We start from the raw sequence: 23,106 nt of genomic DNA on the forward strand, positions 1-23,106 counted from the left end.
GGAATGGGGCAATTTTAGAGCCAGTTGAGGCACGCGATTAACTGGGCATCTAACATGACATGGAAAGGTAAACATCCTCATACTTATTTAATAGACAATACTTATAAAAAGGGAATTACTATTCAATCGTCTGAGTTACATTTTTATCAACAATTTTGGCATCCTTCGGAAAATTTACCAAAGTGGGACATTACTATTGCTCCTCTGTGAATGGTAGTTTATTTTTGCGCAAGTCCCTAAACAGCAAAAAAAGCAATCAGCAGAAAATCCCTAATTGCTAATTATTATTTACTTTTACTATCAAAGGAATTTTTGACTAAGCCAAAGTTTTAAACTCAAACACATCATGAGTACCGCCACGCAGTACTGATTCTGTATGAAAACCTCGGTAACGTTGACCGTAAATATTTTCCAATGCACCCCAGACAGCACCAAGGGTATAAGTACACTTACGGGGTGAACCTTCCTCTTCTCCAGAGGAGCAAACAGTTTCTTTTGTATAAACTTTAAGCAAATCGTCAGTTCGCTCTACTTTATCTACCATACAGAGTCTAGTACCATTTGTACCCAAAGCCCGATCTAATTTAGAAGCAATATCTTCTACAGAAATCTTAGCACCAGATAAACCCAAACTATTAGTTAAATTTTTGCCTCTAGTACGACCTGCTGCAATCAGAGCAATAGCAGTTGCTTTTTCTCCTAAAGCATCCTCCATTCCTGTAATGACCCCTTTGAAACAAACAATACTAACAAAATCGCCCAAATTTTCTCTTTTCATAATTCTAAATCCTATAAATTACTATTGACGAACGAACCTGCTGTCCTAAAGGATACACCTTCGGATAAGGTTTCCTCGTGCTGTCGGAACGCCCCTTTAGGACTAGCTTCGCGTCGCACGAGTTGTGACATTTCAAATAAAAATTCTGAAAAACTATGCTACCATCTTGGCTAATTTGGCAGTGATACGCTTAATTTCTAAGAATAATAATCCTTGTTTTGCTTGCTTATCTGCTAACACCAATAAGACAATATCTTCACCACAGCCCACCATAATGCTATAGCCTTTATCCCCTTCAACAAAGATACGTTCAATAACGCCTCTTGATAGTTCCTTCCCGATTCTTTCTCCTAAAGAAAGCATTGCAGCAGACATCGCAGCAGTTCTTTCTTCATCCATACTTGCAGGAAGAATCGAACTAAGGGGTAGACCGTCAGAACTAACTAAAGCTGCTCCTTGAATATTCGGAGTTCCGCTTACGAATTGCTGTAATACATCATTTAAAGTTAAAGTTTGAATCATTATATATCTTCCTTTTTAGTGTTGATTAGAGTTCAAATAGTTTGTTGATTTTTTTAACTCTTGCTATTACAATAATTCCCAATTTAAAATCGAAAATTACTATTGATTAGAATTCAAATAATAAAAATCTGCTTTTCTAGAAATAATACTGAAAAAAAGCTAAACATTAGCCATCATTAACTGCTCTAAAAGACAAATCAAACTATTAGCAACAGAACTAGAATCACTGGCATTGACTGTAATAATAGGTGGTCTACGACGGCGATTTTTCAGTCCTAAAGCTAATGCCACATCATCAGCTTCCCAAGCACCCTCACAATCAGTATGAGTCAGACCAATAATCATTGGTAAATTGACTTTACTCTGCATAAAATTAAAAATGCGACGACCATTATAAAAATCTTGAGGACGATGGGCATCAATTAATACGATGTAAGCATGAGCTTTCTCGATAATAATCTCCCACATAAAATCGAAACGATTTTGCCCTGGTGTTCCGTATAAGTAAAGAACTTGCTCTGCATTGAGAGTTAAACGACCAAAATCAAGAGCTACAGTAGTATTGTGTTTTAGCTGATTAACTTCATCGCTAGCTTTTTTTTCTGTACTAACTACCTCAATTTCGCTAATTGTTTTGATAAAACTTGTTTTTCCAGCACCAACATTACCCGTAATTGCAATATTAAAAGCTTCCATTAAAAATTATTCCTTAAAAAATCGACTAAGTTTCCTAACAAAGAATTACTAACTTTTCCTTGGGATTTGGTTTTCACCATACTATTCGTAGATGATAAAGCAAGTTTTCGTTCTAATGATGGTGCTGCGTAAGTTTGTGGCTCTTCTCTTGAAACTGGTACTTCTTCTAATAAACCAATTAAAATTAATCTGAGTGCTGTTGTTTGTAAATCTTGAATCTCAAACAGAGTTTTTTGGGCTATTTTTTTCAGGGACATTTTACCATTTGCATCATCCCAAAGACAAGCTTCTATGGGCAATAACTTACAATTAAGATTGTCTTCTAACTTAATAAGTCCAGAGTTAGGCTCAGGCATTTGCTCTGTTAAACGATTATCTAACTTGGATAACGAACGCATTCCCTGTAAAGAAATAGTTAAAGTGTCGCATTTTTTTCCAGTCATTTCCATCAAAGGAAAACTTTCTTTTGGTTCAGAAACTTGATTATTACTATCTGCATCATCAAAGAAAAACCAACCATCATCAAGCTCAAATAAGGAATAAACTTCTTTTAATTGGTTTTCCAACAATTGATTAACTCGCTCGACACTTAAAAGTGATTGTTGAAGACAATATTCACCTAAAGGAATAGATATCTCTCGCTCTAAACTATAAAGTTTAACTATATTTTTAGAGGAAATAATATTTTCTTTTTTAATTAAACTAAGTAAATTATTATATTTAAACGGGTTAGATAGGGCGACAAAATTGCCATTTTTAAACCATAAATCATTAGTACCTTGATTTTGTAAGGCTTTTCCCTTTAAGCTTGAGGTGATTGATAATCGACCAGACTTAGAGCCGTTGTCAATAATTTGTAATATTTCTGGTAAAGAAAAATCCTGTAATGAGCCACTAATTCCCATATGATTATTTGAATAGTTATTTTAAATTAAACAACTTACATTATATTGCTCAGAAAATTGCAATCGTAAAAGTATCTAATTAAGACTATCCAAATTGTATCTGTAACATTTTTTGATGACGACAGTATAATTACAGGTTTGAGTTGCCGAGTATTTTCTACAATCACCGCAAATATACGAAAATTATTGCTAAAAAACCAACTAAATGAACAATGTTAACTTAGGTACTCTTTATGGCGTTAGTGTGGGAACTGGCGATCCTGAATTAATCACTGTCAAAGGATTACGCCTACTGCAAAAAACAAAGATTATTGCTTTTCCTGCTGGGATCAACAACCAACTAGGTATTGCTCAACAAATTATTACCCAGTGGCTACAATCAACGCAAATTACTGTACCTCTTGACTTTCCCTATGTCAGAAATAAGGCGATCTTACAAGCAGCATGGCACAAATCAGCTAATATTGTTTGGCAATATCTCCAAAAAGGAGAAGATGTTGCTTTTGCTTGTGAAGGAGATATCAGTTTTTATAGTACTTTTACTCATTTAGCGACTACTCTCAAGCAACTAGAACCCACAGTAAAAATAGCTACTATACCTGGAGTTTGTTCTCTTGTTGCAGCAGTCTCTGATTTGGGTATTCCTCTAACTATTAATCATCAAAGACTCACCGTGTTACCCGCTCTTTACACGGTCAAAGAGTTAGAAACTGCTTTAGACACCGCAGAGGTAGTAGTGCTTTTGAAGGTAAGCTCTGTGTATCGGCAAGTGTGGCATATTTTACAGCAACGCCAGTTATTAGAATATAGTTTTGTAGTAGAAAAAGCCACTTTGAGCGATCGCAAAATATATACTAATCTGATTAATCATCCTGATTTACAACTGCCCTATTTTTCGTTACTTGTTGTGAAGTGCGACCAAAAACAGTAAAATTACTCAACATATTTTAATGAAATCACGAAATATATTGCAAAATATTGAGAGCCAGGGAAAAATTTCACTTGATCGTCAAAGTTCATGTTAACTTAAACAAGTATTATTAAAAGCGATCTGAAGGATTTAACCTGTGAACCTACGCCCAGAAAATAACAACACAGAAATATTTCGTGAAGATATCAGTGAGTACGTGGCACAACTCCAACTTCATATGGCTCTACAAGCTCGTAATTTAGTTCCCACTCTGACAGATGTCAATAACAGCAGACATCAATTTTTGCAAGAAACTCAAGCAACCGTTGAAAAATTAGCTTCTCGTCAGTCTGGTAGACTAGGCTGAGTAAGTAGGTTGGAAAAGATCGATCTGTCACAAAGCTATTATTTTTCTAATCGATGTATTATACATTGATTATTTCAATCTCAATTATTTTTTCCTCAAAAAATATCAACATGAATATTCATGAAGTGTATTTGTCAGAACTATAAACTATACTTTGAAAATTCTCTTTTCCTGATTTTTTTTAGCATTAATTTCGTACTTCAGTAACTACAGCAACACTAATCGCGTATTTTTTGTGCTTGATTTTTTGAATAAAGTCTCCATTAGTATTTAACTCAAAAAACCAAAATTCAATTCTCATAAAAGCAGCATTCAGCTTATTGATTTTATTCATTTCTCACCAATAACTGAGCCACACTTCTCCTCAATCGTCATTTATCTTAATCCACAATTATAGTCGAAATTCGTAAAATAGCTATTCTAAAAATTTATCAAGCTCTACTGATATTTGCTTTGTGTAGGCAAAGATTATTGTTGATTGGTCTATCTGTAGAGTAATAAATTTATTTTTAAGACTGGCGATAGTGGTTTTTCAGCTTTAAAATTAAGTTAGCAACTTACACTAAATACCAAAAGCCTTTATTTTCAAAATTAGATTAAAGCAAAAACAATGCTGATACAATATTTTGACCGAGAGGGATGGCGAGTTTTGGAGGGGTCGTGCTCTGAGGAAACCTCAGAACCTTGTGAACCCCGTCTTGTCAACAGCGCGACTGGATATGCCGAACTAAATTCAGCATCCCTCGCGCTCATATCTAACCCTTGGTGTTGACAAGCTACTTCATCCGCAACAAAATAAACACTGCTTTTCTTTGCTGTGGAAACAAATCGCTCATTACTAAGTAATGGTGAATGAATAAAGAATACTATGAACAAGCAAAAGCGAATATTCTAATTGTAGATGATTCACCAGAGAACTTACGACTTTTATCATCACTGTTGGTAAAGCAAGGTCATCGAGTGAACTGTGTCGCTGATGGAGAAATGGCTTTGCACGCCATTAGAGGAAAGCTTCCAGACCTCATTATACTTGATGTCTTGATACCTATTATTGATGGGTATAAAGTGTGTCAAATTCTCAAGGCTAATGAAAAAACCCGTCACATTCCAGTTATATTTTTTAGCTCTTTAGATTCAGAGAGTGACAAAGTTCAAGCTTTTCAATTAGGCGCAGTTGATTACGTCACAAAACCTTTCTTTGTAGAGGAAGCGATCGTTCGTATTAATGCTCAACTGGATGTTGGTCAAAGGGAAAAACTATGGCAAAAAAAGCTTCAAGAGCAAATTAGAGAACGCAAAAGTGTTGAACAAGAGCTTAATCAATCCCGCGCGCTTTTAGCTGGAGTTTTAAATAGCTCTTTGGATGGAGTCGCAGCTTTTGAAGCTGTGCGAGATCGCTGGGGAAAAATAGTTGATTTTCGCTGGTTAATTGCGAACCCTGTAGCGACAATGACTGTGGGAGAAACAACAGAAAGCCTTGAGGGTAAATTACTTTTTGAACAGCTAGATCTTACAGGACATCTCTTTGAAGGATTATTCGATTTATTTGTACAAGTAGTCGAAAATTGCATTGTTATTAGTAAGGAACATTACTATAGTTTGGATCAGGCTTGGTTTCATATTGTGGCGGTTAAACTTGGTGATGGTTTTGCGATGACTTTTCGTGATATCAGCGAACATAAGCAAATGGAAATCACTCTTAAAGAAGTTAATGAAGAACTACAACGTCAAGCCAATATAGATAGTTTGACCCAGATAGCAAATCGCCGTCGTTTTGATGAATACCTCGCTCAAGAATGGTCAAGATGTACCAGGGAACAAGAACATCTTTCTTTGATTTTGTGTGATGTGGATTATTTTAAACTTTACAACGATGCTTATGGACATCAAGCTGGCGATCGCTGTTTGTATGAAGTTGCTCAAGCAATGAGTCTCATTGTTAAGCGTCCTGCTGATGTGGTATTTCGCTACGGAGGAGAAGAGTTTGCAGTTATCTTACCTTTTACAAAAGGAGAAGGAGCATTACAAGTAGCTCAAGAAATTAGAGAAGAAGTCTTAGAACTACAAATTCCTCACGATCTTTCTCAAGTTAACGATCATATTACTCTTAGTTTAGGAGTTTCTAGTATTGTTCCCAATCTCAGCTCAAATTTTGAGTCTTTAATTGAAACTGCGGATCGTGCTTTATATGAAGCAAAAGCTCTTGGTAGAGATCGGGTGATTTATAAAGCATTAGAACGACCTTTAATTTAGCCAGAGAGCGGATAGATTTTAGCCCAATTAAACTCTTAAGCGAAAAGTGTACTTTCAGAATCGAATTTAGTACCAATGTTATTTTTTTACTTCCGTCGCTCATTTGTCCCCCGACTTATCAGCGAGACAGAAGCTAGGTTGTCTATCTAGATTAGGCGATTTTCTCTGAATTTGGAAGCTTGCGATCAGAACGCGGGTAGTTCAGTTCACAAGCTTGATAATAGTTATAGGATTGAGAGGAGAAAAGCGGGTTAAATTAGCAATGGGAATAGATCGCGAGATTTGTACTTGTAATAAGTGATAATGCCAATTATTTTGTTTTGCCCATTGTAAGACTTCTGCAAAATGTTCAATGGTAGCAAGAGTAATAACAATAATTCCTTGGGGTGCTATTTTGCTTTGACAGGTATTTAAAATAGAGATCAGGTTTCCACCACTACCTCCAATAAATATCCGATCTGGTGTGGGTAATTCGGCTAAAGATTCTGGGGCTTTGGCAGAGATCGGTTGAATATTTTTTACTGCAAAACGTTGGCAATTTTGTTTAATTAAAGAAATACCCATTGCAGTTTTTTCAATGGCATAAATTTTAGCAGTAGGGCATAAACGAGCAATTTCAATGGATACTGAACCCGTACCCGCGCCTAGATCCCAGACTGTTTGCTGAGATTGTAATGCTAATTCGGCAAGAATAACAGAGCGTACTTCTTTTTTGGTAATTAAATTAGGGCGATCGCTAAAGCTTAAAAATGCAGAATCGGAGATCCCAAACAGAGGTAAATTAGCTAAGTTTAAGTTATTTTGTGTTAAGTTTTCTCTGATTAAAACTAATACGTTTAAAGCAGCAAACCTATCTTGTGGCAACTTAGCTAAAGCTGTAATTTCTTGAGGTGAAAAAGAAGTAATTTCCCCATTTTCTAAAGTTAGATTTTCACAAATATGAAAAGAATAAGCTACAGTAAGTTCTAAAGAATCATATAATTTTGCGATCGCAATAGGATTATTGAAACTATCTGTCAGAACAGCAATTTTATTTGTTCCCTGTTTTAAGTGTTTAATCAATTCATCACAATCTCGACCGTGAACACTAATTAAAGCTGAATCTTGCCAAGGAATTTTAAGTTTACTAAATGCTAGTTGAATCGAACTTAAATGAGGATAAAACTGTAATTTTTTTAATGGTATTTTCGATAATAATAAACGCCCTAAACCAAAAAAAAGCGGATCGCCACTAGCAAGAATTACTATCTTGTCTGTAGTAGCTTTTTCAATTAATAGCTCAATGTCCTGCTGTAAATTATTTAGAGGGATTTTAACTGCTGGATGCTTTGAAAAATAACTAAGATGACGCTTTGCGCCACTTAAAATAGTTGCTTGCTCAATAATTCGCGTTGCCGTATCTGTCAGTTCCGATTTACCATCTAAATCAATACCTACTACATCAATTTGGTTCATAAAGTAAAGTACTAATTATTAGTGATGAACAATCAAAAATCATTAATTAACGAGCAATCAACTAATAACCACTTACTCAATTGTAAATAAGTAGCAAGTAGCAATTTTGATTGAAGATTGACCAACGGTCAGAACAGCGATGTGCGGGGATGGGGGGACTTTTCTGGTTTGATGTTTTGCTGACCACAGTTGATTGCGGGCTGTTGAAGTCCCCCCTATCCACCCCCGCGTTATGCGGAGCGGTATCCGTGATAGGCGGCGTAAGACCCTAAAGGACTCGCTACACATCGCGCAAGGGAACGCGCATCAAGACAGGCTTCGGAGGGGCTGTCTCTTGAATGCGATTCAAGAGTTTACATTGTCCTCGAATGGGGATAAGCCCCGTTCGTTGAGAGCGCGGAGTAATCTCTGACTTTTGCACATAGGTCTAATGAAGTCCATGTGTCAATGTGTCAGATAGAGAAGTTGTAGGAGCAAGACTTTCATCTATTACTTATTACTTCCCAAAGACTGACTACTAACTACTAACCTCTAACAATTATGATTCTACAACTAATTTCTGATAAACAAAATATAAAACCAGACCTAAAATTCCTAAGACTATTAAATTAGTAACCAAATGTAAAACCATATTTAACGCAGTAAAACCAAGCCAAATACCTGCAACTCCTACAACTAGTTTTCCACCAGAAGAAAGACTATTAAATTTGTTACGAGCTAAACTCAGCCAAGAATAAACTTTAGCAATTAATTCTGCTTCTTCTTCGGTATCGGTTTCAATTTCTGCGTGGACAGTTTCTACTTTTTTTTCATTAGCTGCTTGTTTTTGGTTAACTTCTGCTTCTAGCTCTTCGAGTCTTGCTTTTAAATCTTGCTCTGTATTATTGCTGCTCATTTCTCTCTCAATCCTTGACGACTTATTTCCTATTTTATAGATTTTGTCCTCTTCAAGCAGAGTAAAAACCGTAAAAGTTAACCGTTGGTCAGAATTGATTGGCAAAAATTTCTGTGACAATAGAAGCCAAAAACACTATACGATTACTTGCCATCACCAAAATTCCGCTAGACAACTTACACCAAGTCTATTCGGTTATTGAGACGTAACACCTTTTCCAATTTGATGTAATGCAAATTATAGAAATATTTTTTAAGAAATGTTAAAAGTAGAGAGCAAACTTTAGACGAAAGCCAACTAATCCATGCTGTCCGCAATTTTATTTGATTTAGATGGGACTTTAGCCAATACAGACCCCATACACTTTACAGTATGGCAAGAAATATTCGCCAAATATGGGATAAAATGCGATCGCTCTTTTTATCAAGAAAACATTTCAGGTAACACCAACGAGCAACTTATTGCCAAAGTTTTACCTCACCTCTCTCCAGAAGAAGGTAAACAGCTAGGGATGTACAAAGAAGCCGAATATAGAGCCAGAGCCAAAACTTTACAACCAATGCCAGGGTTAGAGCGCATCTTACAACTAACAGATCGAGTACCCCTGAAAAGAGCCGTTGTTACCAATGCACCAAGAGAGAATGCTTTTCATATGCTGTCCGCTTTAAATCTAACAGAAACCTTTCCTCTTGTGGTATTGGCAGAAGATGCACCCCCAGGAAAACCCGATCCTGCACCTTACTTATTAGGCTTAGACAAAGTAGAGGTAAACGCCGATCGGGCGATCGCTTTTGAGGATTCTCCCACAGGTATTAAAGCTGCGGTAGCTGCTGGTATTTACACTATAGGCGTTGCATCTACTCATGATCCAGAGTTTCTCCAAGAATGTGGTGCAAATATGGTAATTCAAGACTTTAACAGTGAAAAATTATGGCAATTTATCGACAAAAAAGTCTTTTGGTAAGTTCAGGATTGAAAGCGTAATGAGCAGAAAGATTCTCTGATTATTTTTCTCAACGTAAATTTAAGAAAGCCTCAAACTGATTACTGATTTAATTAACCGATGTCTTCAACTGCTCTGCAACAGAGGTCAAATCTTGGGTAGTGCTTCTGACTTTAGTAATACCTTGGGCTGTTTCTTTTGCGCCGAGGTTAATTTCGCCGATGGCACTTAAAATTTGTTGAATAGCCACTGCTTGCTGTTTAGAGCTAAGAGAAATTTGTTGAGTATTGAGAAAGACATTATTGACAGCATCTTTTACACCAAGAAAAGATGTTGCTGTCTCTTTTGTAAGTTGAATACTAGAATCTGCCGTTTTTGTTCCTTCATTTGTGACCATAATTGCGCTGTTCATGGCAGCTTGGATCTCACCAACTAAATTATTAATTTTCTCGGCGGATTTCTTACTTTCATCAGCTAATTTACGAATTTCACTAGCCACAACATTAAATCCCTTACCATGCTCTCCTGCTCGCACTGCTTCCACCGCAGCATTAAGAGCTAACATATTAGTCTGTTTTGCTATTTTGGCTACTGAGTCAGAAATCTGAGAAATTTGAGCGGTTTGTTCTCCTAAATTAAGAATTTGTACGGCAATTTCCTCAACTTTTTCTTTGAGATTTTCTACCCCTTTCATCGTTTGCTGAACTGTCTTTTCTCCTTCTTCTGCCAAAGCTAAAGCTTGACTCGCCCCATTAGCAGAGACTTCTGCTTGTTGTGCTGACTGGCGAGAAGTTGAACCCAATTCATCTACAGTAGTCGTAGTTTCGTTAACTGAAGCAGCTTGTTCGGTTGCAGTTTGCTCCTGTTGTTCTACAGTAGTGGCAATATTGGTAGAAGAAACTGCAATGGAATTAGCAATAGTACGAATAAAAGATGTCACGTATTCTGCTAACCAGTAAGCAATACCCGTAGTTATAGTAGCAGTAATAATTGTTCCTAAGAAGATAACCCAGGCTAATCTTTTTTGCCCTGCAAATACCGTTGCTGTTTCGGTGGCTACTACTGTTCCCCAAGGAATTTGAGGTAAGCCTTCTAGCTTAGTAAAAGGAGCATAAGCAATCAATTCTGGTTCGTTATCAAGCTGACTTGTGATAATGCCACTGGCAACAGTTTGTTGATTGATATTCGTAAAAATAGGAAAGTAGGAATTAATATCTTTGCCGATAGTTTCTGCTTGTGAGGCTCCAATAATTTTACCTGAAGCATTATCTACTAAATGCCATGATTGACTACTATCTTCTAAACTTTCTCCTAAACGATCCATATTAGAAATAGGCATTCGGGAACGAGCGATCGCAATCATCTTTCCCGTGTTACTATCTATCACTGGGGAAACAAAATAAACGGCGACAATTCCTGTAGATTTAGAAATAGTAACATCGCTCATATAAGGTTGTTTAGTTTTTAAAACCTCTTGAAAATAACCGCGATCGCTATGATTGGATAAAGGTTTCCCCGCAGATTGAGCAATCACATCCCCTTCCAGATCGAAAACAGCAATGCTGTTATAAATTAAATAAAGCTCAATATATTTATCAATTAGCTTATTTTTTTCCTGAGTAGTCATAGCTGCAATGACATCAGCATTATTAAAAGCTGGCAAATTAGCCACAGCCTGAATATCTGCATAGCGTTCAAACAAAAAACGATTAATCTTATCACTCAGATTAATTGCACTTAATTCTTTTTCGACAACTTTAGTCTGATAAAGATTTTTATTAGCAAAATAATAAGCAAGACCTCCACTCCCCAACACAGGTAAAATCCCAAAGGCACTGGATAAAACTATTGCTTTAGCTTTTAATGATAGTTTGTTAAACACAATTCAATACCTCGTAAATATATCAATTAGGAATAGTCAAGACTTGATAACTTTATGATTCCCAAAACAAGATCAAAATTAACGAGGCTTTATATCTATAACCAGTAAAAAACAGTACTTTTACCTAAATAAATTCCGAAATATCTTCTTGGCAGTCATCAGCCAAATAAGAAAGAGAGCGAAAGCGTAATCCTACAAACTGATCGTAAAGAGGATTCAGCTTACATAAAGGTGGAATATGAGCAATTTTGCGTCCAAATAAATTAAGATCTCGCTCAAAAGGACATTGTGGAGGAATTACTTTACAAACAAAGCGAGCCAGTCGGGGGTCTTTGATATCCATTTCATCCAGCCAGTCTTTAACAGGATGCAATACATTAACACCTTGCTTTTGAGGAGGAGGAGTCAGGCCCGAAGCAGCACCACTATTATTACTATTATTGTCTGTTTCAGTTTCTTCTGGCTTGTAAAGAGTTTTTTCTAAAGACTTGAGGGCTGCAATTTCTATTTCTAAAGCATCACTAAATTGATGCAACAATTCAGACTCAGGAGTGGAATAAACCCCATCTGCTACTGCTACTAATACCGCAGTGCGTAAAAAGTTTTCTGCTGTATCGCGATCTTTCCCTAAACCTGTAGCTAACTCTTCAGGTGTAATCGATTCTAAAGACTGATTTTCCTTTAAATTGGCTAAATCTCCAGTTAATTGAGTAATTAATTCTTGTTCTTCTGGGTCATAATTTCCGTCTGCCCAGGCTATAGTATACAAACCTCGCAGCCAAGTAATAATCTGACTATCAGTATAAGAAGAATTGGTGATTTCAGTCATAATCTTTTAAGGAAGAAAGAGGTAATAGTAAATAATAACCAGCAACGAGCGACTAGTTATAGCTGTACAAAATTAGATTAGGACAAGAAAGTTATTGATTCGGAAGGAGCAAATAGACGAGCGACCCTGATGATTAAAAATCACTTAAGGAACGCCCTAGGTAGCAAGTGCTTCATGTGGCAAAGGTGCGCGTTCCCTTGCCCCCAAATGCGATGGGTGTAAACGTCTTACGCCGTCTATCACGGATACCGCTCCCGCCTTAGGACTCGCTCTGCATCGCGCGATCAAAGGAAGTCCTTTAGGGCATAACGCGGGGTCGCACCGCAAGTAGAAAATTTTAAAATGCCCTAACCTATATACATAGTGCTATATCAGTCACCAAAAACTGGCAAAAAAATAGTGTCGTTAACTCCAAACTATAAAAAATTATAGCCATAAAGTTAAACGACACCAATTTTAGATTGTAAATAGCGAATTTATAATTGCCATTTTTAAATCTGGTTTTTTGTATTAGTAAGCCAAGCCCATACTACGGGTGGTTTCTGCACCCAGATAAACGCGAACGCTTAGGAAATCGGTAGGACAAGCGGTTTCACACCGTTTGCAACCTATACAATCTTCTGTACGGGGAGAAGAGGCAATCTGACCAGCTTTACAGCCATCCCAGGGTACCATCTCTAAAACGTCCAGAGGACAAGCACGTACACATTGAGTACAGCCAATACAAGTATCGTAAATTTTAACGCTATGAGACATTGATTATTCGCTCCTGAGCGAGTGTTCTCCAGTGCAACGTGCTGAGGAAATCTCAGTAAACTTCAGTCACAAGCATTTGAGAAAACCTCAAATGTCGCAAACTTAACGAACGCGCACAAATAGTAATTAAAGGATTTAACGGTTAGTTTACCTCATAGAACTATTCACTCTCTGCAAAAGGCTACATAACTTTAAATTCTGTAACAGGAAGATGAGTCAGTAACCAATGGTCAATTATCAGTGATTGGTTGTTTTTCGCTTGCAAATGGCGATCTCTTTACCCTCATAAAGGGCTTCGCCCTAGCTATAAGCCATAAGCTATAAGCTGTAAGCCAGTTAGAAGAAGTTTTAAACCTCTCCTAACTGTAGACTACTAAACAATACCTGTTTAGTAGGGGTCTTAAACCCTTTTAGCTTAGAGCCTAGAGCTTAAAGCTTAAAGCTTTTTGATAAACCATAAAACCTTCTGTTTTTTAAACAGCGAAGATGAGTTTATAAAGTAAGAGATTGAGCATCAGTTTCAATTAACAGAGCCAAATCTTTTAAAAATGCAGCAGCTTGCGCTCCGTAAATAATACGGTGATCGCTGGTGATATTGACTTTCATTTGTTGTTGAACACCCATCATACCCGCATCATTAGCAATTACTTGGGGACAAGCAGCAGCGATCGCCAAAATAGAGCCTTGTCCTGATGGTAAGATAGCATCGAAGGTATCAACACCAAACATTCCTAAGTTGGATAAGGTGAATGTGCCTGTACTGTATTCATCAGGTTGTAATTGTTTAGCTCTAGCGCGATTAACTAAATCTTTCCAAGTACGGGATAAAGAATAAATATCCATCCGATCTGCATTACGCAATACAGGAGTAATCAGGCCACCATCAGGCATTGCTACGGCTACAGCAATATTAATATCAGAATTGTATTTAATCGCATCAGGAGCATAGCTAGCATTAACCACAGGATGTTTTTGCAGGGTTACCGCTACAGCTTTGGCTAATAGAGCCGTCATGGTAACGCCTTTGGGTTTGATTTGCTTGTAAAGTTTATCTAAAGCATCCGTAGCAATGGTATAACCCACATGAAAAGTAGGTATTTGTAAACTCATGTTCATGTTTTGCACCACAGCTTTTTGCAGAGTATTGAGTGGTACAGTTTCTCCTGCCATAGTGTTGACGGGAGTAGGTGTGCTTTGTGGTGTTGTTACGGTTGGTTGAGTTACTGCTATAGGTTGAGAAACAACTGGAGAGCCAAATCCGATAGCTTTGCTTTCAGTCACAGGTTGACCCGCAGCACTTTCCACATCTGCTGCAATGATACGCCCGTAAGGACCACTTCCTTGTAAAGTTTTGAGATCGACTTTATATTCTTTTGCTAGTTTACGCGCTCTAGGAGATGCCACAATGCGGCCATTACCGTTAGATGCTGCTACGGTTTTTGCAGGAGTTGTTGCTGTAGTAGTAGTAGCTGCTGTAGTTGCTTGAGATTCAGTCTGTGCGGGAGGAGCGACACTTCCGCCTGATGCTGCTTTCTTTTGTGCTTCGGCAATTTCGGCTTCGGTTGATGCTAAATAAGCGATCGCATTTCCTACGGGTGCGGAGTTTCCAGCTTCCACTAAAACAACGGCTAAATAACCTTCATTAAAGGATTCTACATCCATATCCGCTTTGTCTGATTCGACAATAACCACAGTTTCCCCTTTCTCTACTTTGTCTCCTGGGGCTTTTGTCCATTCCACAATTTTTCCTTCTGTCATTGTGGAGCTTAAAGCAGGCATAAATATATCGTGAATCATAGTGACAATTTTTCTCTCTGTAATAATGAACTCAAACAATAAGTTAGTTTTGATTATAAAGTTGCCAAACAAGCATAGTTACTCATGAATTACTGATAGCTATATCGAGTAAGCGATGGTGGCACAATCTACAATTATATGGGATCGCACTTCATAGAGTACTAAATTTTCTAATGACCAAGGAGAATAATTTTGATTAAATACTCAAAAGAACATCTTTATCAGCTTGCTCTCCAATGGACTGGTAATCGTGGTGAGGGTACTGTCAATTATCGAGCTTATGAGCGTACTTATCAAATTGAAGTATCGGGAAAACCAGTAATTTTAGGTTCGTCCGATCCAGCTTTTCGCGGTGACAAAAATAAATATAATCCAGAAGAATTGTTAGTTGCTTCTATTTCTAGCTGTCACTTGCTGTGGTATCTCCATTTGTGTGCTGATGAGGGAGTTATTGTAATTGATTACAGCGATTTCCCTGTAGGAAAAATGTGCGAAACTAAAAACGGTGGTGGAAGATTCACCGAAGTAATATTACAGCCAGAAATTACAATTACTACTGAAAGTGATTTAGAACAAGCCACAAAACTGCATCATAAAGCCCACGAGCTTTGTTTTATTGCTAATTCGGTTAATTTTCCCGTTATTTGCCAACCCTCAATTAAATGTAAGGACAATTGATGAATTTCCTTTACCTACGACCATAAATATAAAAGTGTCACTTCTCTTGCTGGATTGGGCGACGTTGAAATCGATTTAATCGCCACAATAGACGATTAAATTGCCAAATTTTCGTTGATTATTCATTATTTAATTGAATAATACTTCTATTTTCGGCGTTGGTGAATGCATAATGCTGAGACAAGTTTTTACTAATCTATACTGTTATTCAAAATAATTTCAAAGCTTATAGCTTATAGCTACGAACCGTATTATTTGGGGTGACATTACTTAAATCAGCAACGCCCTATTTTCCTTTTTATTTGTTGCTTGAAATTTTCTTTAGTAAAATTTTTTTTAACTAAAGAATGATTTACTACATCAAAAAACAGATAAGCTGTCGGACAAAAAGTTGTTCGTCTTATAGATTGAGTGTAATTTCACTAAATCCACTATATATATTTCTTTTGTATTACAATATTGATAATCTTGCTCAATCATAGTCATGAAGAAAAAAGCAGCAAATATCAAAAAAGAAAAGATAAAAAATAGAAGTAAGGAATTAAAAAAATTAATTGATTATTCAATTCCTGGATATCCTGAAATTAGTGATTGGGATATTCTTGTTAAACCTCCATTCAGCATAGGTTTGATTCTTAATTTTCGCTGCTATAGTGACACTGTATTTATTATTGAAGATGCCAATAAAACCCCGTTTACCTTTTTCTTCGATGGTTTTTTGGGTAGGCTATGCTTTGGTGCAGAAAGTTATCGAGAAGAAACAGCAGCATATATTAAAGCCAATTCTAAACTAGAAAAGGAAGCATTTGCAGCAATCGAATCTGCCATCAATGATTTTCAATCAGAATTCTCAGGAGATTATCACGGGTTATCTCTTATCAGAGAACGCTTAGAAAAAGCAAAAGTCTACGCTGGAAGTAAAGATATCGTGCCGAGTTTTTTATTAGACAAAGCCAGATAAACGTATTACCTAGCCAAAGTTAATTTAATTTACTTTTCAAACTTCTCATAAGCAGCGACAATTTTCTGCACTAGGGGATGTCTTACTACATCTGCTTGAGTCAGATAACAAAAAGCGATTCCATCTACAGATTTTAAAATTTTGCTAGAGACAATTAAGCCCGATTGTTGATTTTGAGGTAGATCGGTTTGGGTAATATCTCCTGTAACTACCATTTTTGAACCAAAGCCTAAACGTGTCAGTACCATTTTTAACTGTGCGGGAGTGGTATTTTGCGCTTCATCGACAATCACAAAAGCATTATCTAAAGTGCGTCCCCGCATATAAGCTAAAGGAGCTATTTCAATTTTGCCTCTTTCCATGAGATCGGGAATTTTTTCCGCATCAATAAACTGATACAAAGCATCATAAAGAGGACGCAAAAAGGGATTAACTTTCTGTTGTAAGTCTCCTGGTAAAAAGCCTAATTTTTCTCCAGCTTCTACCGCAGGACGAGTTAAGATGATTCTTTCGCATTCATCAGTTAAAAGAGCTTTGACAGCTAAAACGGCTGCTAAAAAGGTTTTTCCTGTCCCAGCAGGGCCAATACTAAAAATAATATCGTGGGTTTGGATCGCTTTGACATATTGTTTTTGTTTAAAGGTTTTAGCGCGGATTAAGTCTCCTCTTTTAGTTTTAGCCAGAACATCTTTTTGCAGTTGGCTATATTCGTCAGTACGTCCTGTATCAACGGCTTGAAATGCGGTTAAGATATCTGGCTCTGTAATAGTTTTGTTCTCTTCCCAAAAGGGTTTTAGCGATCTAACTACCTGAACTGTTCTTGCTACAGCTTTTTCGCGCCCAAAAATCAATAATTCCTGTCCTCGCAAAACAATTTTAACTCCAGTATGACGAGAGAATACAGCTAAATTAGCTTCTCCTGAACCTGCTATGGCAATTGCGCTTTCTTGACTGGGAAGTTGAATATTCTGAGATATTTCGGACATTGGAAATGTTAAAGTAATAAATTATATTAAAAAACTATATAGTCTATAGGTTACAAAATTTTTCGTATCAGCCACATACTTCTTGACCAACGGTCACGTGCCGTCTCCGTCGTGTCTTGACGAGCATTCCCTTGCGTCTTACGCCGACGCGGGGTCTCGTCGCTTTTACGGCGGAGTAATCTGTGACTTTCATGTTGGAGTACAGTGTCAATCTTGGACAGTCATAAGTATGTTTTTTTTATAATACAAGACAGACAGAGACAGTCCATCTGGGCTATATTGTGTAATGTTACCCTTATCACTTTTGCCGTGATATTCACAGAATATTGGTAAAAAAATACTATGTTCGATACTTTAGAAAACAAAACTCAAAAATAACTATTTCACACCCCCGATGGGGATTGTAAATTCTCAACAAGATGACAAATCTGTGATTACACTAACTCTATTACATCCTTTACAACCAGTACCAGTACAAAGCTGGACGTTCAAAGAAGAACCACAAATTAGAATTGGACGCTCTACTAATAATGAAGTTGTCCTGTATAGCGCGGTTGTCTCCCGTAATCATGTGGAAATCAGAAAAGTTGGTCAAGGGTGGGAAGTTGTGAATTTGGGTGCAAACGGAACTTATATTGATGGCAAAAGAGTAACCCAAACTTTAGCAACTGATGGTATGGTAATGCGTCTTGCCAGTTCAGGACCTAAAATTTTAATTAAAATTGACCTAGATACAGCATCTCCATATTCAAAAAATAACTCTCAATCTTCAGAGGAATCAGATATTAAAAAAGTCAAAAGTCCGAAAGAGACTTTAATTAATTAGAATTAATGGGAAAAATTCAATTTACATATATTGTTTTGGGACTTGTAAAGCAGGGTTAAACTATTTTTATTTTTTTCCTTTCCTTACTATTCGTTTTTTTCTATTTGATAGGTGAAAAATTTATCAAAAATACCTAAAGTAGCAAAATGATATTCTGGAGTAACGGGAGAAATCGAGAGTTCAGTTTGATAAATGCTAAACAAGAGAAAGTTTTGCTGTTTTGTATTTCTATTAAGAGCAGCTTGAATTTGTGGACGTGCTGTATCAATCAAAATAACACAAGGACTGCGGAGTTTTTCACTGATTTGTTCTGTCACTTGGCTACATAAATCATCTTTGAGATAGGTAATCAATCTTGCCGATGCGTATGATTGATATTTATTATTTCCTGGGTTAGTTACTACCAAAACAGCTATTAGTACAATAATTATCAGTTGGGAAATTTTTAAAATTAAGCTATTCACATTTAGATAAATTAGATTAATTCATTATTATACTGTTTCTTATAGAATATATAGCGGTTCTTAAACTCATAAAATACGAATTTAAACAATCACGAAAAACATTGAAAGCTCGATTTATTGTTTCCTGACTCTACCAAATTGTACCTCAAACAAACGAGAATTGCGATATTCTCTTGACTGATTTTTTCTTGCTTATAATCCAACAAAAGACAATTGCCAATCTCCATAAATATAAGCATTATTCCAGTAACCAGGACTATCAAAAATCAAGTGTTCTGCTTGAAATTTCTTGGATGTTTTTTGCAGAGATTTCAAGATTTTATAGTTTTTTTGTAAAGATTTTGCTTCAGTTTTATAACCTACACTTTCTAAAATTTTAATAGCTACTTCATAAGCTTCTGTTGCTCGATAATAATCTTGTCCTAAAGTCATTACATCTCCTATATACTTAGTAATTAAAGCTCTTAAAGCACGATCGCTTTCAGTTTGCCAAGGAATATGACTTTGTAAATAGTGGCAAAAATCTAAGGCTTCTTGAGCAGTAACTAAACGTAATTGTTTTTGTGCTTGTCGTAAAGCTTCTGCTACAGATTGACCAAAATATAATCCTTGATGGAAAAATGAAGTTAAAATTGCGGTAGCTAAACTGTCTTCCCCATCAAAAATAGTTACTACTGTTTTCGCTCCTGTATTAATAATACTTTGACTGAGGTTAGTTAATTGTTTACTTGGTAACTGTTTGATTTTAAAGTCTCGAATACTGAGAATAACTAATTCGCTAGTAATATTTTGCTGAATTAATTTATTAAGTAATAAATTCGTCTCTGATAAAAATAAATGAATTACTGGTTTAAAATCTATTAACTTGAGGATTTTTGCAGAAATTTGGTTTAAATTGTTCAAAGGATGAATGTTATAAATTTGTGCGATTGCAATTGCTAATCCTTGAGATAGAGATAAACATGATGAGTTACTATGTAATTGCTGGTTTGTTTGATGACGAATTAGATTGCCATCTTCTGTAAAAATTAATACTTTATTAGTGGCGGTAGCAGTTAGTTGACAGTCTGCTAATTGACTAGCATAAAAAAGATAAGAAATAGATTTTTCTTCTCCAAGACTTGCTTCTTTTTTGAGGATATTAGCATTAACAGAATAATGATATTTTAAGGCAGCAAAAGATAGTCCTCTTAGGCGATCGCAGGTGGTAATTACGAGATGCTTATTAGTTTCAATTTCTGAGGTAAAAGGGTTTAATAGTATTTGTTCTAAAATTTTAGTTGGTTGAGAATCGAGATTAAAGTCTACCAAGCTATTGAGCCGAGCATTAATTACTTGCTCTAATTTTTTTATTTGAAATTTTTCGCCGTCTATTTTATCTAATATATTGCTTTTTACTAATCCTTTGTTGGTGATTGCCCAGCTTAATAATTTCGTAGAGGTAGTAAGAAAAGATAATAATACTGTATTCAAAGGTAGGAAAGTAGCTATTTTTTCTAATGGAATAACGCTATTAAGCTGGGCTTCTAAATAAAGTGCTTGACTAGCCGATCTATGTTGAGAATGTATGCCATGAATTTTTACTTTCTCTGCTGCGATAAAAGCCTGTTGCCAATCATTTTTTTGGGCAAGCTCCAATGCTAAATTACGATAAAAATCACTAATTACTGCATGACAATGTTGCCAAAATTGACTACAAGAAACCGAAGAAAAAACAATTTTAATATCGATCGCCTTAGTTGCAATAATCTCGGCAATTTTAATTAATTTTTTACTAACAACAACACCATTTTCTTGAGGTAAAACTTCTTGAGCTGCTGCGGTAAAAACCAGTAACCAACTCATCGCGAAAGTAGCTGTGCCATTATCAAACATCCAGTTAGCAGAATGTTGCAAATTTTTGAATAATTCTGCTTCTAAAGCCTCGTATTGCAAAAAACTCCACAAATACCCCATTTCGGCTGCAATCGCATTTAAACGATCTCCCAAATTAATAAAGATTTTGTGTGCTTCTTCATAACCACAAGCTGCCAGATACCATTGCTCTTGTACGGCATTAACATAAGCTAGACGCATAGTAGCCATTGCTTCCCCTCTTGGTGCAGAAGCCTTACTAAAATATTGTCTGGCTTGCAAATACTGTTGTTGTGCAAAAGCTGTATCAATTGTGGAACGATCTAATAATTTAATGGTGGTACAATCAAGATTATTTTCGATTAATCGATAGCCAAAAACTATCGGTTTACCAAAGGGAGCAGTTTCCATAATTAAATCTCCCTGACACATTAAATACCAAGCAGTTTCCAGATATTTTTCTGAATTCAGGTAAGCAGGAGCTAACTGTTCTAAAAGTTGCCAACCAGCCACAAATTGTCCTGATAGTGCCAGTAATTCGGCAAAACAACAGTATAAAAATTCTGCGATCGCATAATAAGATTGTCCTTGGTAAATTTCTAATTGTTTGGTTAATTTTTCGAGAATTAATTCTTGATATTTTTCTTGTTTGCTGTCATCAGTTTGCTTGGCGATTGTAGTGCGCCAACAGGGTAAAATAGCTGCGATTTGCTGAATTAGATTGATTTCTAAGCGATATTCTAAGTCTTGTATTTCTTGCTTAAGAACTTGGGTTCTTTGCTTCCATAATGTATCAGTTTCGGTCTTAGTTGCACTAAGAGAAAAACCATCTGCCAGATTTTCTTTAGCTTTTCTTTCTGTTAAATAAGCAATAGTAGCAATGATTAATTTATTCTTATCTTCTGACTCTCTAAGAAAAGCTTTCTCTAATAAAGAAATTGCTTGATTATATTCTCCCTGTAGTTGATGTACTAATGCCCTTGCCAACACATTAGACAGATTCCATTCGCCCAGTAGAGCAATTTCTATTTTTGCCTGAGCGTGAGCAAAGTTTCCTTGACCAAAATCAACCAACCAAGCCCAATCTAAAGTATCAACTAATTCGTTACTTATGGAAGGAAGAGCAGAAAGAGTATCATTCAGCCTTTGTGTGATTTGCATCATTAACTATCAGTAAAATTGCCGATTATTTTAACAAAAGCTATTGCCTTTGTCGGGAATGATAAATGGGCAAGAGACAATAAGTTTACTATTTTTTACTCTCTTGTTTTAACTCCTTCACGATAGTATAGTGCGGAAAAGGGTTTAGTGTTGGTATTAGCTATCACGCTTTATATTCACTATTGTCTATTTCCCGTTGTCTTTTATTTAAGCTTTAGCTGTCGAATCACTAGATTGTGCGAGATAGATTCCTCCTAAAACTAAAACAAATGCCAAACCATTAAATAAAGTTAGACTTTCCGCAAAAATTCCCCAAGCAAGCAAAGCAGCCAACACGGGTTGTGATAATAAGAAGATAGCAACTAATCCCGAAGAAAATTGCTTAAGACTATACACTAATAAGCCTTGTCCAATAACTTGAGAAACAATCGCCAATAAAATTAAGATTAACCATCCTTGTCCAGAATTAGGAAACAAAGTTTCTTCAGTGAACAAAACCATTGGAAAGATAAATAAAGCTCCTAATGCACTACGCCACAGCAAAATAGTAGTTGTATTGAGGCTATTTCGCAAATGTTCCACTGCAAAAAGATAGATGGCGTACAAGAATGCAGAAAGTAAAGCAATACTATCTCCCCATAAACTTTCTGTCCCTAGTTGTAAATCATCCCAACCAATAGCTACCGCACCGAAAAGAGCTAAGATCATTCCTAATATAAACTGGCGATCGAACTTAACCTTTAAAAATAACCAACCTCCTAAGCTAGTAAATAATGGTGTTAGATTACGCAATACTGTAGAGTTAGCAACGCTGGTTTGTGTTAGTGACCAAGCCCAACAAGCTACAGAAGCAGTAGAAGCTACAGCAATTAAAACTAACAATCCCGATCTTTGATAACTAAGATCGCCAATTGCTTGGGGTTTGTCTACCTTTTCGCTTTGTGGTTTTTGTTCTTGAATTATACTTTTCCACAACCATAAAACTAAACTGGCTATCCAAAGACGATGAAAAATTGTTGCATTGGGACTAATTTCTGTTATGCTGAGTTTGATTAAAATTGCTGTAAAAGAGAGAGCCGTTAAAGCAGTAATCAAAGCAATACTAGCGTAACCGATATTTTCTGCGATCGCATTAAGTGAAGAAGAGAAAAATTGTATTTTTTGACGCATTAGCAAACAGAATTGGGT

The 23,106-nt window shown here is 36.3% G+C and carries 23 protein-coding genes; 8 read left to right on the top strand and 15 right to left on the bottom strand.

Annotated elements, in window-relative coordinates:
* The first annotated feature begins 54 nt into the window (after nt 1-54).
* Nucleotides 55-210 carry a hypothetical protein gene (locus H1P_RS36000; protein WP_186375926.1) on the top strand — a complete coding sequence of 52 codons (156 nt, stop codon included), beginning with the start codon at nt 55-57 and terminating at the stop codon, nt 208-210.
* A 106-nt stretch (nt 211-316) separates the two neighbouring features.
* Here the strand turns inward: H1P_RS36000 and H1P_RS10450 are convergent, their stop codons facing one another.
* From H1P_RS10450 to H1P_RS10465, 4 genes are all read right to left on the bottom strand, one after another.
* On the bottom strand, nt 317-778 hold the full coding sequence (locus tag H1P_RS10450) for a hydrocarbon-binding protein (protein WP_144866938.1): 462 nt from the start codon (nt 776-778) through the stop codon (nt 317-319).
* Between the two features lie 153 nt (nt 779-931).
* Nucleotides 932-1,300 carry a roadblock/LC7 domain-containing protein gene (locus H1P_RS10455; RefSeq protein WP_144866940.1) on the bottom strand — a complete coding sequence of 123 codons (369 nt, stop codon included), beginning with the start codon at nt 1,298-1,300 and terminating at the stop codon, nt 932-934.
* Nucleotides 1,301-1,459: 159 nt separating this feature from the next.
* Entirely contained in the window at nt 1,460-1,996 is a 537-nt protein-coding gene (locus H1P_RS10460; RefSeq protein WP_144866942.1) for a GTP-binding protein, read from the bottom strand.
* Nucleotides 1,996-2,901 (bottom strand): DUF4388 domain-containing protein, encoded by a 906-nt coding sequence (locus H1P_RS10465; RefSeq protein WP_144866944.1) that lies wholly within the window; start codon nt 2,899-2,901, stop codon nt 1,996-1,998. Before H1P_RS10465 ends, H1P_RS10460 begins: the two co-directional genes overlap by 1 nt.
* A 205-nt stretch (nt 2,902-3,106) precedes the next feature.
* Here H1P_RS10465 and H1P_RS10470 point away from each other — a divergent pair, with 205 nt between their 5' ends.
* Complete coding sequence (locus H1P_RS10470; RefSeq protein ID WP_144866946.1) at nt 3,107-3,832, top strand: precorrin-2 C(20)-methyltransferase; 726 nt, start codon at nt 3,107-3,109, stop codon at nt 3,830-3,832.
* Nucleotides 3,833-3,968: 136 nt separating this feature from the next.
* Nucleotides 3,969-4,178, top strand: coding sequence for a hypothetical protein (locus tag H1P_RS10475; RefSeq protein WP_144866948.1), 210 nt, complete (start codon nt 3,969-3,971; stop codon nt 4,176-4,178).
* 187 nt (nt 4,179-4,365) lie between these two features.
* Here the strand turns inward: H1P_RS10475 and H1P_RS36005 are convergent, their stop codons facing one another.
* Nucleotides 4,366-4,512, bottom strand: coding sequence for a hypothetical protein (locus H1P_RS36005; RefSeq protein WP_186375927.1), 147 nt, complete (start codon nt 4,510-4,512; stop codon nt 4,366-4,368).
* A gap of 518 nt (nt 4,513-5,030) precedes the next feature.
* Between H1P_RS36005 and H1P_RS10480 the strand changes: the two genes are divergently transcribed.
* The gene (locus tag H1P_RS10480) at nt 5,031-6,431 is read left to right on the top strand and encodes a GGDEF domain-containing response regulator (RefSeq protein ID WP_144866950.1); all 1,401 of its coding nucleotides are present in this window, start codon (nt 5,031-5,033) and stop codon (nt 6,429-6,431) included.
* Between the two features lie 201 nt (nt 6,432-6,632).
* Here H1P_RS10480 and cbiE read toward each other — a convergent pair whose 3' ends face one another.
* Entirely contained in the window at nt 6,633-7,886 is a 1,254-nt protein-coding gene (cbiE, locus tag H1P_RS10485) for a precorrin-6y C5,15-methyltransferase (decarboxylating) subunit CbiE (protein WP_144866952.1), read from the bottom strand.
* Between the two features lie 538 nt (nt 7,887-8,424).
* Nucleotides 8,425-8,781 (bottom strand): hypothetical protein, encoded by a 357-nt coding sequence (locus H1P_RS10490; RefSeq protein WP_144866954.1) that lies wholly within the window; start codon nt 8,779-8,781, stop codon nt 8,425-8,427.
* A 304-nt stretch (nt 8,782-9,085) separates the two neighbouring features.
* Between H1P_RS10490 and H1P_RS10495 the strand changes: the two genes are divergently transcribed.
* Entirely contained in the window at nt 9,086-9,745 is a 660-nt protein-coding gene (locus H1P_RS10495) for an HAD family hydrolase (RefSeq protein WP_144866956.1), read from the top strand.
* Nucleotides 9,746-9,833: 88 nt separating this feature from the next.
* On the opposite strand, the gene H1P_RS38165 is transcribed toward H1P_RS10495, so the two are convergent.
* The 4 genes from H1P_RS38165 to H1P_RS10515 all read right to left on the bottom strand — a co-directional run bounded on the left by H1P_RS38165 (nt 9,834) and on the right by H1P_RS10515 (nt 14,988).
* The gene (locus tag H1P_RS38165) at nt 9,834-11,606 is read right to left on the bottom strand and encodes a methyl-accepting chemotaxis protein (protein ID WP_246141593.1); all 1,773 of its coding nucleotides are present in this window, start codon (nt 11,604-11,606) and stop codon (nt 9,834-9,836) included.
* 124 nt (nt 11,607-11,730) lie between these two features.
* Nucleotides 11,731-12,435 (bottom strand): Mo-dependent nitrogenase C-terminal domain-containing protein, encoded by a 705-nt coding sequence (locus H1P_RS10505; RefSeq protein ID WP_144866958.1) that lies wholly within the window; start codon nt 12,433-12,435, stop codon nt 11,731-11,733.
* 510 nt (nt 12,436-12,945) lie between these two features.
* A complete protein-coding gene (gene psaC / locus H1P_RS10510) occupies nt 12,946-13,191 on the bottom strand; it encodes a photosystem I iron-sulfur center protein PsaC (RefSeq protein ID WP_006616272.1) in 246 nt (81 codons plus the stop codon).
* 492 nt (nt 13,192-13,683) lie between these two features.
* Nucleotides 13,684-14,988 carry a dihydrolipoamide acetyltransferase family protein gene (locus tag H1P_RS10515; protein WP_144866960.1) on the bottom strand — a complete coding sequence of 435 codons (1,305 nt, stop codon included), beginning with the start codon at nt 14,986-14,988 and terminating at the stop codon, nt 13,684-13,686.
* A 192-nt stretch (nt 14,989-15,180) separates the two neighbouring features.
* On the opposite strand from H1P_RS10515, the gene H1P_RS10520 reads away from it, so the two are divergent.
* Complete coding sequence (locus H1P_RS10520) at nt 15,181-15,666, top strand: OsmC family protein (protein WP_222427010.1); 486 nt, start codon at nt 15,181-15,183, stop codon at nt 15,664-15,666.
* 484 nt (nt 15,667-16,150) lie between these two features.
* The gene (locus H1P_RS10525) at nt 16,151-16,627 is read left to right on the top strand and encodes a hypothetical protein (RefSeq protein WP_144866964.1); all 477 of its coding nucleotides are present in this window, start codon (nt 16,151-16,153) and stop codon (nt 16,625-16,627) included.
* A gap of 29 nt (nt 16,628-16,656) precedes the next feature.
* Here the strand turns inward: H1P_RS10525 and H1P_RS10530 are convergent, their stop codons facing one another.
* On the bottom strand, nt 16,657-17,613 hold the full coding sequence (locus H1P_RS10530; RefSeq protein ID WP_144866966.1) for a PhoH family protein: 957 nt from the start codon (nt 17,611-17,613) through the stop codon (nt 16,657-16,659).
* Between the two features lie 430 nt (nt 17,614-18,043).
* Here H1P_RS10530 and H1P_RS10535 point away from each other — a divergent pair, with 430 nt between their 5' ends.
* Complete coding sequence (locus tag H1P_RS10535; RefSeq protein ID WP_144866993.1) at nt 18,044-18,439, top strand: FHA domain-containing protein; 396 nt, start codon at nt 18,044-18,046, stop codon at nt 18,437-18,439.
* 86 nt (nt 18,440-18,525) lie between these two features.
* Here H1P_RS10535 and H1P_RS10540 read toward each other — a convergent pair whose 3' ends face one another.
* From H1P_RS10540 to H1P_RS10550, 3 genes are all read right to left on the bottom strand, one after another.
* Nucleotides 18,526-18,903, bottom strand: coding sequence for a DUF4359 domain-containing protein (locus tag H1P_RS10540; RefSeq protein ID WP_144866968.1), 378 nt, complete (start codon nt 18,901-18,903; stop codon nt 18,526-18,528).
* A gap of 192 nt (nt 18,904-19,095) precedes the next feature.
* Entirely contained in the window at nt 19,096-21,921 is a 2,826-nt protein-coding gene (locus tag H1P_RS10545; RefSeq protein ID WP_144866970.1) for a CHAT domain-containing protein, read from the bottom strand.
* 204 nt (nt 21,922-22,125) lie between these two features.
* Nucleotides 22,126-23,088, bottom strand: coding sequence for a DMT family transporter (locus tag H1P_RS10550; RefSeq protein ID WP_144866972.1), 963 nt, complete (start codon nt 23,086-23,088; stop codon nt 22,126-22,128).
* Nucleotides 23,089-23,106 lie beyond the last annotated feature (18 nt).

This window comes from Hyella patelloides LEGE 07179 (assembly GCF_900659865.1).
Taxonomy (GTDB): Bacteria; Cyanobacteriota; Cyanobacteriia; order Cyanobacteriales; family Xenococcaceae; genus Hyella; species Hyella patelloides.

Coding starts and splice junctions, on each gene's coding strand:
- H1P_RS36000 (WP_186375926.1), top strand. CDS start 55: ATGACATGGAAAGGTAAACATCCTCATACTTATTTAATAGACAATACT.
- H1P_RS10450 (WP_144866938.1), bottom strand. CDS start 778: ATGAAAAGAGAAAATTTGGGCGATTTTGTTAGTATTGTTTGTTTCAAA.
- H1P_RS10455 (WP_144866940.1), bottom strand. CDS start 1,300: ATGATTCAAACTTTAACTTTAAATGATGTATTACAGCAATTCGTAAGC.
- H1P_RS10460 (WP_144866942.1), bottom strand. CDS start 1,996: ATGGAAGCTTTTAATATTGCAATTACGGGTAATGTTGGTGCTGGAAAA.
- H1P_RS10465 (WP_144866944.1), bottom strand. CDS start 2,901: ATGGGAATTAGTGGCTCATTACAGGATTTTTCTTTACCAGAAATATTA.
- H1P_RS10470 (WP_144866946.1), top strand. CDS start 3,107: ATGAACAATGTTAACTTAGGTACTCTTTATGGCGTTAGTGTGGGAACT.
- H1P_RS36005 (WP_186375927.1), bottom strand. CDS start 4,512: ATGAATAAAATCAATAAGCTGAATGCTGCTTTTATGAGAATTGAATTT.
- H1P_RS10480 (WP_144866950.1), top strand. CDS start 5,031: ATGAATAAAGAATACTATGAACAAGCAAAAGCGAATATTCTAATTGTA.
- cbiE (WP_144866952.1), bottom strand. CDS start 7,886: ATGAACCAAATTGATGTAGTAGGTATTGATTTAGATGGTAAATCGGAA.
- H1P_RS10490 (WP_144866954.1), bottom strand. CDS start 8,781: ATGAGCAGCAATAATACAGAGCAAGATTTAAAAGCAAGACTCGAAGAG.
- H1P_RS10495 (WP_144866956.1), top strand. CDS start 9,086: ATGCTGTCCGCAATTTTATTTGATTTAGATGGGACTTTAGCCAATACA.
- H1P_RS10505 (WP_144866958.1), bottom strand. CDS start 12,435: ATGACTGAAATCACCAATTCTTCTTATACTGATAGTCAGATTATTACT.
- psaC (WP_006616272.1), bottom strand. CDS start 13,191: ATGTCTCATAGCGTTAAAATTTACGATACTTGTATTGGCTGTACTCAA.
- H1P_RS10515 (WP_144866960.1), bottom strand. CDS start 14,988: ATGATTCACGATATATTTATGCCTGCTTTAAGCTCCACAATGACAGAA.
- H1P_RS10525 (WP_144866964.1), top strand. CDS start 16,151: ATGAAGAAAAAAGCAGCAAATATCAAAAAAGAAAAGATAAAAAATAGA.
- H1P_RS10530 (WP_144866966.1), bottom strand. CDS start 17,613: ATGTCCGAAATATCTCAGAATATTCAACTTCCCAGTCAAGAAAGCGCA.
- H1P_RS10545 (WP_144866970.1), bottom strand. CDS start 21,921: ATGATGCAAATCACACAAAGGCTGAATGATACTCTTTCTGCTCTTCCT.
- H1P_RS10550 (WP_144866972.1), bottom strand. CDS start 23,088: ATGCGTCAAAAAATACAATTTTTCTCTTCTTCACTTAATGCGATCGCA.